Raw genomic sequence first — 14,377 nt, 5'->3', positions numbered from 1 at the left:
GTTCACCATGCCGCGGCGGTGCACCATCGCGCCCTTCGGACGGCCCGTCGACCCCGACGTGAAGATCACGTACGCCAGGTCCAGACCGGCGTCATCGCGGGACACCGGCGCCCACTCGGCGTCTTCGGCGTCGTCCAGCACGACGACCTCGGCCCCGCCGCCGGCCGCGGCCACGACTTCCGTGGCCAGCTCCTCGTACCCGGGGCCCACCGCCACGGCGTTCGCGCCCGCGTCGGCGAGCAGCCCGGCCAAGCGGGCCACCGGCATCCCGGCGTCCAGCGGCACGAACGCCGAGCCCGACCACAGCACTCCCAGGACGGCCGACACGAACCCGACACCGGGGTCGGCCAGCACGCCCACCACACCCCGGGCGGCAAGGCGGCGGGACAGGGCACTCGCCCGGCCCGCCAGGGAGCCGTAGGAAACCCACTCGCCACCGTCGGCCACCGCGGGCGCGTCCGGCGAGGCCAGCGCGAACTCGCACACCCGCGCCACGACGTCGGCCCCGACCGGCCCGGCCGCCCCGACCCCGGCCGCCAGCAGCCCGCCCAGCTCGTCCGCCGACACGACGTCGACCGCGCCGAGCACCGCCGAGGAATCGGCCTCGGCGAGCCGGCCGACGAACCCGGCGAGCCGCTCCAGGTGCGCGGTGACACCGTCGGCGTCGTAGAGATCGGGGTTGCCGTTGAGGTGGATCTCGATGATGTCCTCGGTGACGTCGAGCACCGTCAGCGAAAGGTCGTTGGTGATCCCGGTCGACAGGTTCATCACGCGCGTGCGGCACTCGCCGAGCCGCAGGCCGGGCTCCGGCGGGAGCACGTTGACGAACGGGCCGCCGAACGGGCGCCGCTCGTCGCTGCGCACGCCGATGTCCCGGCGGATCTGGTTGACGTGGTAGCGCTGGTGCTTCAGGGTCGCGGCCAGTTCCCGGGACGCCTGGGCCAGCAGCTCGGCGATCGTCGTCTGCGGCTCGACCACCATCCGCAGCGGCAGGTAGTTCGCGACCATGCCCGGGGTCGCCCGCGAGCGCACGCCCGCGCGCGCCGCGACCGGGACGGTCAGCAGCAGGTCTTTGATGCCCGAAAGCCGTTGCGTGTAGGCCGCCATCGCGGCGATGAAGAACGTCGGCAACGTCACCTTCGCCGCCGCGGCCGCCTCGCGCACCGCCTTCGCCGTCTCCGGCGGCAGCACCATCGTGCGCCGCAGGAAGCCGCGGGCCGGCGCCGGTTCCTTGCCGGACAGGCTGACCAGGTCGGGCGTGGTGTCGAAGTGCCGTCCCCAGAACTCCTTGTCCCGCAGCCGGTGCGGCGAGTCCTGGTAGGCGAGGTCGGCGTCGAGCAGCAGCCGGAACGGCGGCAGCGCGGTGGGTCCGGGGTCCTCCCCCGCCAGCAGCGCGTTGTAGAGCTCGCCCAGGCGGCGGTGGCAGATCGCCGCGCTGAAGCCGTCGCCGATGAGGTGGTGAGTGGTGAGGTACCAGAAGTGCCGCCGCTCCCCGACCTTGATCAGCGCGCCGCGGAAGAGCGGGAAGTCCTCCAGGGAGAACGGGTGCCGCATGTCCTCGTGCATCCAGTCGAGGGCGGCGGCCTCCGGGTCGGCTTCCCCGGTGACGTCCGGGTACCGGATCGGCAGCTTGTCGAGCGGCTCGATGAGCTGCCGCGGTTCGCCCTCGACCTCGACGAACCGGGCGCGGAAGCACTCGGCTTCGTCGGCCAGCGCGCGCAGGGCCGTCCGGAACACGCCGACGTCCAGCGGGCCGGTGATGTCCAGGTAGTCCGCCATCGCGTAGGCGAGGCCGCCACCGGACAGCTGCTCGTCGTACCAGACGTCGGTCTGTGCGGTGGACAGGGGCAGGAACGCGTCGACCGCGGTCATCAGGGCACCTCGAAGAGTGTTTTGGCGTACGGGGTTTCGGGTTCGGCGCCGTCGAGCAGCGCTTCGGGGCCGTAGTTGTCCTTGACCCACTGGTCCTGGTAGATCGTGTCCAGGTAGCGGTCACCGAGGTCGGGCGAGATCACCACCGCCGTGGCCGCGTCGTTCTCCGCCAGCCAGCCCAGCGCGCCCGCCAGCACCATGCCGGAGCCGCCCCCGAGCAGGAAGCCGCTCAGCGCGAGCTGCCGGCACGCGCGGATCGCGGCCGCCTCGTCGACCCGGACCAGATCGTCCACGAGGGACATGTCGATGACCGGGAACCGGACGCTGGTGCGCACCGCCGTGCTGCGCCGGGCGGCCCGCGGGCCGGGGCCGACGCACTCGACGGCGACGATCCGCACCTGCGGCCGGACCTGGCGCAGGTAGCGCGCGCAGCCGGTGAGGGTGCCGGCCGAGCCGACCCCGACGAAGAGCACGTCGAGGTCCGGCACCGTGCGCAGGATGTCCGGGCCGGTGGAGCGGAAGTGGGCCATCCAGTTGCCCGCGTTGACGTACTGGTCGAGCCAGGTGTAGCCGGCGTTCTCCGCGCACAGCCGACGCACGAGCCGCAGGCCCGCGGCCGGGTCCGGGGCGACCAGGACCTCGGTGCCGAGGTTCTGCATCAGCTGCCGGGTGAGCAGCGTGCTGCGCGGGTCGGTGACGCAGACGAACCGGTAGCCGCGGCTGGCCGCCACCAGGCTCAGCGCCACGCCGAGGTTGCCCGACGACGTCTCGACGATGGTCGAGCCCGGGCGCAGCACGCCCGCGCGCTCGGCCAGCGTCACCATTTCGAGGGCGGGCTTGAGCTTGCTGGAGCGCGCGAAGTTGAAGCCCTCGCACTTCATCAGGACCCGCCGGTCCACGAGGTGGCTGAGGTCGACGTACAGGTCCGTGACGTCGAACTCCTCCGGCCTGGTGATCACCCGCACGACGAACCTCCGGTCGACGACTTCCCGGCGTGCGCGGGAAAGGGCTCGCCCCGGCCGACCTTGCCGGCGAGCAGCCCCTGGAAGACGGTGAGCTTCTGGATGTTGCCGGCGCCTTCCATGAACTCGACGCCGCGCGCGTCCCGGGCCAGTTTGTCCAGCGCCGGGTGGTCCCAGCGGGCCCGCGGCCCGAAGAAGCCGCACGCTTCGAGCGTGGCGTCCTCGGCCAGCCGGCACGCTTCGGCTTTCGCCGCCGAGGCGAGGTGGCCGCGGGAGCCGTCGGCGTCGACCTCGATCGCGGACAGGTGCACGAGGTGGCGGACGCCGTCGATGCGGCGGCCCAGCTCGTCGAGCCGGCCGCCTTCGGCGCGCACGTAGTCGTGGGCGGCCGCGGCGATGCCGAGCGCGATCGCGGCGACGCCCGGCCGCAGCCGGTTGAAGGTCTGCACGCACGCCCACATGCCGCGGCGGGCCGGCGAGCGGTCCCGGCCGAGCACGCGCTCGGCGGGTACCGCGACGCCGTCCAGGGTCAGCTCGCAGATCCGCGCGGCCCGCAGGCCCAGCGATTCGAGCGGCTCGGCGTGGAAGCCCGGGTCCGTGGTGTCCACCAGGACCGCCGTCACGCCCAGCGGGCCGGGCCCGGTACGGGCGAACACGACCCCCAGGGCGGCCCGCGCGGCGTTGCCGACGTACTTCTTGCGGCCGTCGAGGCGGTGCGGGCCGCCGTCGGGGGACGTCGTGAGCGCCGTCTCCAGCGCGGTGGCGTCCGAGCCCCGGTCCGGCTCGGTGAGCGCGAAGAACGTCCAGGTCGGCCGCTCCAGGAGCCGGCCGTAGAACCACTCCTTCTGCTCCCGGTCGGCCAGGACGTCGACGAGCACGCCGGACATCGACGCGCCCGGGCTGGCCAGCATCAGGCCGGCGTCGCCGCGGGCGAGCTCTTCGAGCACCACCGTCCGCTCGATCGCCGTCATGCCGTGGAACCGGTGCGGCCCGAGGCGCAGGCCCGCGCCCCCGAACTCCTCGGGGACGAGCATGGTGGCGAGGCAGCGGACGCCGCCGAGGTCCAGGAGCTCGCCGACCCCGTCGGGGTCGGTGTCGAGGCCGGCGCCCGCGGTGCGGAACTCGGTCCCCCACTCGCGGGCCGCGTCCCGCAGTGCTTCGAGCCGTTCGTCGAGCACGGTCGCCGTCACGCCGCGACCTCCGGGGTGTAGGCCCCCGCGAGCAGCTCCGAAACGTCGGCGACCTCGCCCGCGCCGCCGCGGACGAACCCCGCGGCGCCCAGCAGGCGCAGCAGGACGCGGTCGGTGCCGGTGAGCCGCCGGTGCAGGTAGGCCAGGGCCTCCGGCGGCGGGCCCGCCGGCTGTGCGGTGAGGAACGCCCGCACCTCGAGCTGCCCGGTCAGCGCCTCGGCGACGGCGCCCTGGACCAGCTGACGGCGCAGCAGGGTGGTGTCGCCGCTGCGCCGCCCGCCCAGGTAGGCGAGCCCGGTGTCGAGCAGGGCGCCGGACAGGCCCAGCCGCAGCCACACCGACCCGGTCGCCAGGACCTGGCCGGGGTGGCCCGCGGGCCGGTGCGTCCGCACCAGGACGACGGGGCCGCCGGGCAGCTCCGCCGTCCGGACCACGAGCACGTCGCCGTCCACCGGCCCGGCCGGCAGGACCGCGGTACCGCCGGCGCCGAACACCGGTTCCCCGGCAGGCAGGGCCGCGTGCAGCACCGCCAGCGCCGGGGCCATCCCCACCTCGCGGGCGGCGTCGTGGCACCGCAGCCAGGTCGCCGTGATCGGCGGCGAGATCGTGGTCATCGCTCAGGCGGCCATTTCTGCCGAAACGAACCGGGCCAGCGAACCGACCGACTCGAAGTGGCTCATTTCCAGGTTCTCGGCGTCGAATTCGATGCCCAGCGCCTCTTCCAGCTGCATCAGCAGTTCCAGCACGCCGGTGGAGTCGAGGCCGGCGTCCGCGAGCCGGGTCTCCGGGCCGAGGTCGGCGACCTCCGTCTCCAGCACGGACTCGAGTGCGGCGCAGATCCCCGCGACCACGCGGTCGTCCAGGACCTCCGTCGATCCAGCCACGGTTTCCGTCACTTTCGCTCACCATTCCCTTCGTCAAGACAGCAGCACTTGCCCACGGGCCCGGAACCGGGCCACGAGTTCTTTCCTTTCCGGAGGAGTCCTTAGCCCGCGACGACCCGGTCGAGCAGGGCGAGGCCGCGGGCCTCGCGCCGCCGCAGCCCCCGGGACGTGCGCAGCGGGTCCCAGCCGGGCTCGCGGTCCGGGAGCAGCTCGGGATTCCCCAGCACCCCGCCGGCGCCATCGGTGAGCACCGGCCGGCCGAGGATCGCCGAGGCGCACAGCGCGCCCCCGGTCGCGACCCCGACGATCCCGCCACCGTGCAAGATGCTCTGGCCCGTCAGGTAGAGACCCTCGACACCCGAATCGATATCCGGCCGTTGCCCGACCCGGCCCCAGGTGTGCAGGCCGTACGCGCTGCCCCCGGTCGAGAGCGTGTAGCGCTCCTGGGTCAGCGGCGTCGACGTTTCGGCGTGCACGAGGTGCTCGCGGAACGGCCCGATCGCGGCCTCGGCCAGGTCCAGCATCTGTTCGGTCAGCCGGTTCTTCGCGCCGAGGTAGCCGGGTTCGCGCCGGTACCGCGCCCCGTGCGCGGGCCCGTCCGTGAGTCCCCAGTGCGCGTACCCGGGCGGGCAGGCGGTCATGATCTGGAAGTTCATGTGCCCCGGCGGGCACGCCGAGCCCGGCACCGGGTCCTTGAGGGAGGCGAAGGACAGGAACGCGAACGGCAGCTCGTCGAGCCAGCCGGCTTCCACCCGGGCGTAGGCGGCGTCGACGTCTTCGTCCGGCCAGTACCAGATGTTCGCGCTGGGGAGCGGGAGTTCCCGGTCGAGCGCCACGTAGCAGACGGCCAGCGGGAGGCGCATGGTCGCCGTCTCCGCGCGGGCCACCACCGGTTCGGGCAGGTTTTCCCGGCCACCGCACAGTTCCAGGACGGTGCGGCGGTAGTCCGCATTGGACACGACCACCGGTGCGCGGTGTTCGGTGCCGTCGGTCAGCCGGACACCGGCCGCCTTCCCGCCTTCGACCAGGATCTCCTCGACCCGGGTGCGGGTGAGCAGCGTGCCGCCGTGCGACTCCAGCAGCTCGACGAACGACGCGGCGATCACCTGCCCGCCGCCCTCCGGGTAATAGGCGCCGCGCAGGTAGTCGTCGAGCATCATCGTGTGCGCGACGACGAGCGTGCCGGACGGCGCGGACCCGTAGTTGCCGGACTGGGCGGCCAAGACCGTGCGCGCCCGGGCCGAGAGCCCGCAGTGGTCGAACAGCTGCGCCAGCGTCCGGCGGCTCCAGCGCAGCATCACGGCCGGCACCTTCGCCGGGGCCGCCGCGAAGGCGGACTGGCGGCAGGCCCGCGCGACGGCCGCGCAGACGTCGATGTAGCGGGTGATGCCCTCGGCCTCCGCGGGGAGCGCGGCCCGCAGCCGGTCGGCGTAGCGGTCCCAGCCGACCGGCACGTCCACGGTGACGCTGGGCAGGACGATCCGGTCGAACCCGTCCGGGTCCATCGGGTGGAAGCGCACCCGGTCCCCCAGGCCGAGACCCGAGAGGACCCGTGGCAGCAGGCCGTCCGGTCCGCAGTCGCCGAGGTAGTGCACCCCCACGTCGAACTGGTAGGCGCGGCGGCGGCGGAACACGTGGCTGTTGCCGCCGGCGACGTCGTGCTGTTCGAGCACGAGGACGCGCATCCCGCTCGCCACCAGGTACCCGGCGCAGACGAGCCCGCCGATCCCGGAGCCGACCACGATGGCGTCCCAGCGCCCGGCGGCGTTCTCTTCGGTGTTCACGCCCCGACGCTATGCCGGGGCGGTGACCTCGGGCTGACCGCGCGCTGACAATCCGGGGGAGAGTTCGTCAGCGCCTCTCTGGGGGTTCCGGCCCGCCCGAGGCCACCTATTCAGGGGCGAGCGTCGAAGGCGACGGCCTGGTGCGCAACGTGAACCACGTCGGCGCACAGGTGGCCACCACCGTCAGCACGACGGCCAGCCCGAGTATCACCAGGTATATCCACAAAGGACCGGACGGGAAGAGGCTGTCCGACACCGCCGCGCTGAACGGCACCAGCATCGACGCCGCGACCAGCGTGCCGAGGAAGACGCCGATGGCGGCCACGATCCCCGCTTCCACGGCCATCATCCGCAGCACCTGGCCCCGCGTCGACCCGATGAGCCGCTGCAGCCCGAACTCCCGGCGCCGGTCCGCCGTCGCCATCACCAGCGTGTTCACCATGGAAATGGCGGCGTACACGAGCAGCAGCCCGACGATCAGGTAGTTGACCCAGGCATTGGCCTGGACCTCGGCCAGGAACGCCTTGGTGAGCGCCTCCCGGCCGGCCACCTGCACGCCGTCGACGTCCCCGACCCGGCCGCGCAGCGAGGCGAGCAGATCGCCTTCCGCCGTCCCGGGTTGCGCCATCACGAGGATCCGGTCGGCCGAACCCGCGGCCGTGTGCGGCGCCAGGGTGTCGGCCGGCATCAGCGCCGACGCCGAGGCCGCGGTGGTCCGCAGCGTCGCGACGACGTCCAGGGTGGCCCGGGAGCCGTCGCCCAGCCGCATGACGATCTTGGCGCCCACGCCGACCCCCAGCCGTTGCGCGAGATCCGCGGGCAGGGCGATCGTGGTGCCGCGCAGGGCGTCGAGCTTGCCGGTCTCGACGAGGCTCCCCCACGCCCGCGCCACCCCGTCGGCGGTGATGCCGGTGAGGTCCACGCCGTCTTCGTCCTGCGTCGCGTCGGAGGGCTTTTCGTTGTAGCCCTTGCTGGTCACGAACGCCGTGGCCCCGGCGACGCCGGGTGCCTGCCGCACCTTGGCGACCAGATCGGGCGGCAGGTCACCGGTCGCCGACGTCACGACGGCGTCGGCGAGCAGCGAGTCGGTGTACTGCTTCTCCGCGACCGCGACCTCCGTGGTCTGGAAGTACAGCATGAAGATCGCGAGCCCGGTGGCGAGCATGATCGGCGTGACCGCGCCGGCCATCGGCATCCAGCGGGCCCGGGCGTTCAGCGAAGCCAGGTAGCCGGGCAGGCCGCCGAACGCGCGGATCGGCCGGCGCAGCACCCCGACCAGCAGCTTGGTCAGGCCGGGCGCGAACAGTGCGACGGCGGTTGCCACCAGCGTGACGGCCGGGCCGGCCGTGCTCGCCGCGAGCGGGCCGTCGACGACGGTGATCGTCAGGTAGGCCAAGGCGACCGCGCCGATCAGGCTCGACACGCCGAGCCACAGCCGGGTCGGGGTCAGCCAGCGCGTGGGGATCGCCGTTTCCCGCATGGCTTCCACGGGCCGGGTGCGGCCCGCGTACCGGGCGGCGACGAACGCGGCGCCCCACGCCGAGCTCAGGCCCACGACGGCCGCGGCGACGACCGGGTAGAAGCCCTGCTCGAACTTGAGGACGGGCTGGATCACGCCGAACCCGGTCAGCCGTCCGAAGAGCCAGTCGCCGAGCAGGACGCCGGGGAAGATCGCCAGCGCGGTCCCCAGCGCCCCGATGATCATCGCCTCGCCGGTGATCATCCGGCTCAGCTGGCGCGGGGTCGCGCCGATCGCCCGCAGCATGGCCACTTCGCGGCGGCGCTGCTGCACCGAAAGCGTCAGGGTGCTCGCGACGACGAACATGGCGACCTGCGCCGCGAGACCGCCGAACACGGCCGCGAGGATGATCAGCAGTTCGCCGTCGCCGGCGGCCTTGGCGAACTCCGCGGAACCGCGGGCGTCGCCGGTCAGCGTCACCGCACGCTGGTCGCGCACCGCGGTGGCGATCTGCGCGGTGACGGCGTCGACGTCGGCACCGGGCGCGAGCTGGACGCCGAACGCGTCGACCTGCCCGGCCGCGGACCGCAGCCCGGCGGCCTCGGCGGGCGAGAAGAACACCGCGTCGGAGGCCATCCGGCGGCCGGCGTCGGCGATGCCGGTGACCCGGTAGGAGTGCACGCCCCCGCGGACGGCGATGTCGACCTCGCCGCCGGCGTGCGCGCCGATCCGCCCGGCCGTGGCCGAGTCGAGCACGACCTCGCCCTCGCGGATCGGGGCCTGGCCCTCGGTCAGCCGGTAGGGCGCCAGCTCGGCGGAAACCCAGCTGTGGCCGGCCTGGGTGCCGGGCACCGACGGGCCGCCGGAGTCGCCGAGCACCTCGGCGTGGAAGGAGACGTCCGGGACCACGTGGGCGACCCCGGGTACGCCGCTGATCGTGCCGGCGAGGCCTTCGTCGAGCCGGACGCGCTCGGACAGCGTCGCCGTCTCGTGGTAGGCGTCCTCCCCGTGGCCGACCGTGGGCAGGTCGTAGGACTGGTTGCCGGCCACCACGATCGGCGCGGCGGCCAGGCGCTGCGGCGGGATCACGGTCCGGATGCCGGTCTCCATCAGGCCGCCGCAGGCGAGCATGACGGCGGTGCCGACGAAGACCGAGACGAGGGTGGCGATGAAGCCACCGGTCCGGTAGCGCAGGGTGCGCCAGACGAGGGTCAGCATCAGCGCGTCAGCTCGCTCGGCCGCTGCTCGGCGCGGGCGACCAGGCCGGTCATCCGGCGGGCCACCTCTTCGGGGTTCGGCTGCCGCAGCTCGTCAACGACGCGGCCGTCGGCGAGGAAGAGCACGCGGTCGGCGTAGGAGGCGGCCACCGGGTCGTGTGTGACCATCACGATCGTCTGCCGGGCCACGCTCGTCGCCTCCCGCAGCAGGTTCAGCACTTCCTGGGCCGAGCGCGTGTCGAGCGCGCCGGTCGGCTCGTCGGCGAAGATCACCTCGGGGTGGGTGACGAGGGCGCGGGCGATCGCCACCCGCTGCTGCTGGCCGCCGGAGAGCTCGCTGGGCCGGTGGTCGCGCCGCTTACCGAGGCCGACCTGCTCGATGACCCGGCGCACCCACGCCGGGTCGGCGCGCCGGCCCGCCAGCCGCAGCGGCAGCGTCACGTTCTGCTCGACGTCGAGCGCAGGCAGCAGGTTGAAGGCCTGGAAGACGAAGCCGATCCGGTCGCGCCGCAACCGGGTCAGCTCGACCTCGCGCATCACGCTGAGGTCCGTGCCGCCCAGCACGACCGAGCCGGACGTCGGCTTGTCCAGGCCGGCCGCGCAGTGCAGCAGCGTGCTCTTGCCCGACCCCGACGGCCCCATCACCGCGGTGAACGTGCCGCCGGCGAACCCCGCCGTCACGTTGTCCAGTGCCAGTACCTGCGCCCGGTCCTTGCCGTACGCCTTGCGTACGGACAGCAGCCGCACGACTTCGGCCGTGTCGCCTTGCTGGTACATCTGCGGCTCCCCTGCGCGTCCTTCGATCTTTACCGCGACCACGTTACGAAGCCGCGGGCCGGTTTCCGAGGGTGCTAGGGAGCGGAAGTTTGCGGGGGTTAGCACTACCGCGGAACGCGGCCCGGCCTGCGCATAATGGCGCCATGACTAGCGGAAGCCCGGTCGCCACGATGACGCGGTCGCTGCTGCGCGACGGCGGGCTGGCGACGGTGCGCGGCAGCGCGCTGGCCGTGGTGGCGGTGACCGAACTCGTGATGTTCGTCGTCGTGGTCACCGCCGCCTCGCTGATCGGCGTGGGCGTGGGACTGTTCATGCTGCCCCCGGCGGTGCTGCTGATGCGGTCGCTGACCGACCGGGTGCGCGCGTCGGCCGCGGCGTGGTCGGACGTGCGGATCGCCTCGCCGTACCTGCCGGAGCCGGCCGGGAGCACGCCGCTGCGCCGCTGCCACCACCTGCTCGGCGACCGCGCGAACTGGCGGGACGCGCTGTGGCTGCTGGTCGACAGCTCCCTCGGCATCCTGCTCACCCTCACCCCGCTTCTGCTGATCCTGCACGGGATCCGCGGGCTCACGATGCCGTTCCTGGTCGGCACGGAGGCGGCCGAGTGGCTCGGCAGCTGGTACGTCGTGCTCCCGGTGGACGACCAGCCGACGGCCTGGTTCGCGGCCATCCTCGGCCTGGCGCACTTCCCGCTCGCGCTGTGGAGCGCACCGCACCTGCTGAAGCTGCACGCGCGGCTCGCGGCCACGCTGCTGTCCCCGACCGAGGTGACCCGGCTGACCAACCGCGTGCAGCACCTGGCGGAAAGCCGCGACGACGCGGTGGGTTCGCAGGCGACCGAGCTGCGCCGCATCGAGCGCGACCTGCACGACGGCGCCCAGACCCACCTCGTCGCGATGGGCATGACGCTCGACGCCGCCATGCGCGTGCTCGATTCCCACCCGGAAGCCGCCCGGTCCTTGATGGACGAGGCGAAGAACAGCTCGGCCAAGGCGTTGCAGCAACTGCGCGACCTCGTCCGCGGCATCCAGCCCCCGGTGCTGGTCGACCGCGGCATCGCGGACGCGATCCGCACCCTGGCGATCGAAAACCCGCTGCGCATCGAGACGACGATCGACCTGCCCGGCCGGCCGTCACTGGCGGTCGAGACGGCGGCGTACTTTTCGGTGTCCGAACTGCTGAACAACGCGATGAAGCACTCGGGCGCGGACAGCGGCGCGATCAACGTCCACTACGAGTTCGGCCGTCTGGTGATCAACGTCAGCGACAACGGCTGCGGCGGCGCGAACACCGAGGGCGGCTCGGGGTTGCGGGGCATCGAAAAGCGCCTCGCCCCGATCGACGGCTTCATCACCATCCTCAGTCCGCTCGGCGGCCCGACCATGGTGACCATCGAAATCCCCTGCGGCCTCGAACCCTGATCAGTGCTTCAGGTACGCCAGCACCGCGAGCACCCGCCGGTTGGCGTCCTCCGACTGGGGCAGGTTCAGCTTCGCGAGAATGTTGTTGATGTGCTTGGAAACGGCCTTCTCGGAGACGACCAGCTCACCCGCGATGTTGCTGTTGGACCGGCCTTCGGCCATCAGCTTCAGCACCTCGCGCTCCCGGGGGGTGAGCCGTTCCAGGCGGTCGTCGCGGGTGTTGTGGGTCAGCAGGCGGGTCACCACGTCCGGGTCCATCACCGTGCCTCCGAGGGCGACCTGGCGGACGGCGTCCACGAACTGGTCGCCGTGGAACACGCGGTCCTTGAGCAGGTAGCCGACCGAGCCCTCGCCGTCCGCGAGGAGCTCGTCGGCGTACAGCCGTTCCACGTACTGCGAAAGGACGAGCACTGGGAAACCCTGGATGCGGCGGCGCGCTTCGATGGCGGCGCGCAGGCCTTCGTCGGTGAACGACGGCGGGAGCCGGATGTCGACGATCGCGATGTCGGGCCGTTCGCGCAGCATGGCCTCCAGCAGGTCCGGCCCGTTGTCGACCGCCGCGCTGACCTCGAATTCGTGCGCTTCCAACAGCCGCACCAGGCCGTCCCGGAGCAGGAACTGGTCTTCTCCGATGACCACGCGCACTTGTCCGTCCCCCGCTTCCGAACCCGACCACGACCAACGCCCATCTTAGGGCCGCGTCAATCGGACTCGGCCACCACGCAGATCCCCAGCGCACCGCGGCGCGGGTCGTGGTCGGCCAGCACCACCGGACCGGCGGCCGGGCCGTCGGCGAGCGGTGCCCAGAGGCCGGTGCACGGGAATTCGGGTGGGGCGACGACCGCGTCCGGCCAGGAGCCCAGCCCGGCGAGCCCGGGGCCGATGACGACCGTCTCCGCCGGCTCGAGTTCCGGAACGGCGTCCAGCGTCGCTTCGGGTTCGTAGCCGACGCGGACCGTCCGGCCGCCGCCCGCCTCGAACAGCAAGGCCACGGCGGCGTCGCCGATCCGGTCCGGCGTGTCGTACGGCGTGACACCCTGGTCCATGATCAGGACCAGAACGCGCCGGTAGCCGTGGCGCCGGACGTACGAGCCGGCGATCCGCAGCGCGGTGAACGGGGCCAGGCTTCCCTGCCCCGAAACGGAAAACACCAGCGGGTGGCCGGGCAGCACGGCCGTCAGGTTCACCGGCGCCGACAGCCGCGGGTCGAACTCGGGCGCCGCGTGGGCGACGATCGCGAGGTCGATCCGCTCGCCTGACAGCTGCCCGGCGAGCAGTTCGCGGGCCATCTCGAGGAAGGGGTTGCCGCGCGCCCGCGTCACCCGGTCGGGCCGGAAGCCGATGTCGTGCCCGCGGCTGAGGTCGGCGAAGTACCGGTGCAGCGCGGGGACGTCGATGGCGCGCTCCCCCGGACCGAACTCGCGCCGGATGGCCAGCGCCAGCCGCAGCGGCAACGGCTGCAGCCCCGGCGCGGGCGCGGAGGACAGGGTGGTCGCGGACGCGCGGTACATCTGCCTAGCGCTCCGCACCCACCGCGACCGGCGCGGCGAACTCGTGCAGGTGCTGGCGCCGCAACAGGTCCGCGGGCTCGTCCCGCTCGCTGACCAGGTAGTGCTGTCCGTTGTGGACGATGACCTCGGCCGGGTAGCCGTGGCTGAGGAACAGCACCGGGGACGCCGTCGGGCCGTAGGCACCGGACCGCGTGACGCCGATCAGGTCACCGGCCCGGACCGGCGGCAGCGCGGCCTTCTTGGCCAGCACGTCGTTGGGCGTGCACAGCGGCCCGGTGATCTGCCAGGTTTCGGTGGCCGGCTCGTCGATCCGGTTGAGCAGCCGGATCGGGAAGTCGCGCTTGACGTAGGAGCCGATGCCGACGGCGGCCATGTGGTGGTTCGTGCCACCGTCGGCGACGGCGAAGTTCTGCCCCAGCGACGTCTTGGTGTAGCGGACGCGCACGACGTAGGTGCCGGCCGTCGCGGCCAGGTACCGGCCGAGCTCCATGACCAGCCGCGTCGCCGGGTGCCGCTGCGCGAACTCGTCGATCACCGGGTTCAGCATCGAGGCGAGCAGATCGCGGTCGAGGTCCTTTTCGCCGTCGAAGTACGCGACACCGAGGCCGCCGCCGACGTCGACCATCTCCAGCGGGAAACCCAGCTGCCGCGAAACGCGTTCGGCGAGCTCGAAGATGCGCCGCGTGTTCTCGACGATCGGTTCCTCGTCGAGGATCCGGGTGCCCATGTAGACCTGCACGCCCATCAGCCGCAGGTGCGGGTGCCGGTCGGCGAGGTCGGTCGCGGCGAGCAGCTGCTCCTCGTCGATGCCGAACTGGCGCGGTTTGCCGCCCATGGTGAGCCCCGAGCCCTTGACCGCGAAGCTCGGGTTCACCCGCAGGGCGACGCGTGCCTCGATGCCGCGTTCCCGCGCGAGGTCGTCGAGCAGCTGCAGTTCGCCGAACGATTCGCAGACGACGGTGTAGACGCGTTCGTCCAGGCAGGCAGCCAGTTCCGACGAGCTCTTGCCGGGGCCCAGGAAGATGATGTCCTCGCCGGCGACCCCGGCCCGCCGGGCGGTGATCAGCTCGGCCATCGACGACACTTCGGCCCGCGCGCCGTGGGCGTGCAGCAGCGCGCACACCGAGATGTTCGGATTGGACTTGAGCGAGTAGAAGATCTCCAGGCGCGGGTGCAGTCGCTCCCGCAGGCCGAGGAGCCGGCCGCCCAGTTCGTCGCCGTCGTAGACGAAGAGCGGGGTGCCGTAACGCTCCGCGAGCTCCCCGATGCCGACGCCGGAGATCTCGAATTCGACACTCAT

The 14,377-nt window shown here is 72.8% G+C and carries 12 protein-coding genes; 1 reads left to right on the top strand and 11 read right to left on the bottom strand.

Features of this window, described 5'->3' with window-relative positions; genetic code table 11:
- The 8 genes from ACWDN5_RS28790 to ACWDN5_RS28755 all read right to left on the bottom strand — a co-directional run.
- Positions 1-1,872 (bottom strand): condensation domain-containing protein (locus tag ACWDN5_RS28790; protein ID WP_449678480.1); only part of this gene is annotated, 1,872 nt, incomplete at its 3' end.
- Positions 1,872-2,837, bottom strand: coding sequence for a pyridoxal-phosphate dependent enzyme (locus ACWDN5_RS28785; RefSeq protein ID WP_310969873.1), 966 nt, complete (start codon positions 2,835-2,837; stop codon positions 1,872-1,874). The genes ACWDN5_RS28790 and ACWDN5_RS28785, both read right to left, overlap by 1 nt.
- The gene (locus ACWDN5_RS28780) at positions 2,828-4,024 is read right to left on the bottom strand and encodes an acyl-CoA dehydrogenase family protein (protein WP_449678479.1); all 1,197 of its coding nucleotides are present in this window, start codon (positions 4,022-4,024) and stop codon (positions 2,828-2,830) included. Before ACWDN5_RS28780 ends, ACWDN5_RS28785 begins: the two co-directional genes overlap by 10 nt.
- A complete protein-coding gene (locus tag ACWDN5_RS28775; protein ID WP_449678478.1) occupies positions 4,021-4,638 on the bottom strand; it encodes a DUF2786 domain-containing protein in 618 nt (205 codons plus the stop codon). The genes ACWDN5_RS28780 and ACWDN5_RS28775 overlap by 4 nt, the downstream gene beginning before the upstream one ends.
- A gap of 3 nt (positions 4,639-4,641) precedes the next feature.
- Positions 4,642-4,920: an acyl carrier protein gene (locus tag ACWDN5_RS28770; RefSeq protein ID WP_310969870.1), complete on the bottom strand. Its 279-nt coding sequence runs from the start codon at positions 4,918-4,920 to the stop codon at positions 4,642-4,644.
- A gap of 89 nt (positions 4,921-5,009) precedes the next feature.
- Positions 5,010-6,692: a phytoene desaturase family protein gene (locus ACWDN5_RS28765; protein ID WP_449678477.1), complete on the bottom strand. Its 1,683-nt coding sequence runs from the start codon at positions 6,690-6,692 to the stop codon at positions 5,010-5,012.
- 106 nt (positions 6,693-6,798) lie between these two features.
- Positions 6,799-9,369, bottom strand: coding sequence for an FtsX-like permease family protein (locus tag ACWDN5_RS28760; RefSeq protein ID WP_449678476.1), 2,571 nt, complete (start codon positions 9,367-9,369; stop codon positions 6,799-6,801).
- The gene (locus tag ACWDN5_RS28755) at positions 9,369-10,145 is read right to left on the bottom strand and encodes an ABC transporter ATP-binding protein (protein WP_310969867.1); all 777 of its coding nucleotides are present in this window, start codon (positions 10,143-10,145) and stop codon (positions 9,369-9,371) included. Before ACWDN5_RS28755 ends, ACWDN5_RS28760 begins: the two co-directional genes overlap by 1 nt.
- A 143-nt stretch (positions 10,146-10,288) precedes the next feature.
- Between ACWDN5_RS28755 and ACWDN5_RS28750 the strand changes: the two genes are divergently transcribed.
- Complete coding sequence (locus ACWDN5_RS28750; RefSeq protein WP_310969866.1) at positions 10,289-11,566, top strand: sensor histidine kinase; 1,278 nt, start codon at positions 10,289-10,291, stop codon at positions 11,564-11,566.
- On the opposite strand, the gene ACWDN5_RS28745 is transcribed toward ACWDN5_RS28750, so the two are convergent.
- Genes ACWDN5_RS28745 through lysA form a run of 3 tightly spaced genes read right to left on the bottom strand, consistent with a single transcriptional unit; the run spans position 11,567 to position 14,377 of the window.
- Positions 11,567-12,211 carry a LuxR C-terminal-related transcriptional regulator gene (locus ACWDN5_RS28745; protein WP_086839021.1) on the bottom strand — a complete coding sequence of 215 codons (645 nt, stop codon included), beginning with the start codon at positions 12,209-12,211 and terminating at the stop codon, positions 11,567-11,569. It lies immediately after the preceding gene.
- A 56-nt stretch (positions 12,212-12,267) separates the two neighbouring features.
- Positions 12,268-13,077 (bottom strand): hypothetical protein, encoded by an 810-nt coding sequence (locus ACWDN5_RS28740; protein ID WP_449678475.1) that lies wholly within the window; start codon positions 13,075-13,077, stop codon positions 12,268-12,270.
- A gap of 4 nt (positions 13,078-13,081) precedes the next feature.
- On the bottom strand, positions 13,082-14,377 hold the full coding sequence (gene lysA, locus ACWDN5_RS28735) for a diaminopimelate decarboxylase (protein ID WP_449678474.1): 1,296 nt from the start codon (positions 14,375-14,377) through the stop codon (positions 13,082-13,084).

It is taken from the genome of Amycolatopsis sp. NPDC003731 (assembly GCF_053586895.1).
This window is presented reverse-complemented; position numbering and strand designations above follow the sequence as displayed.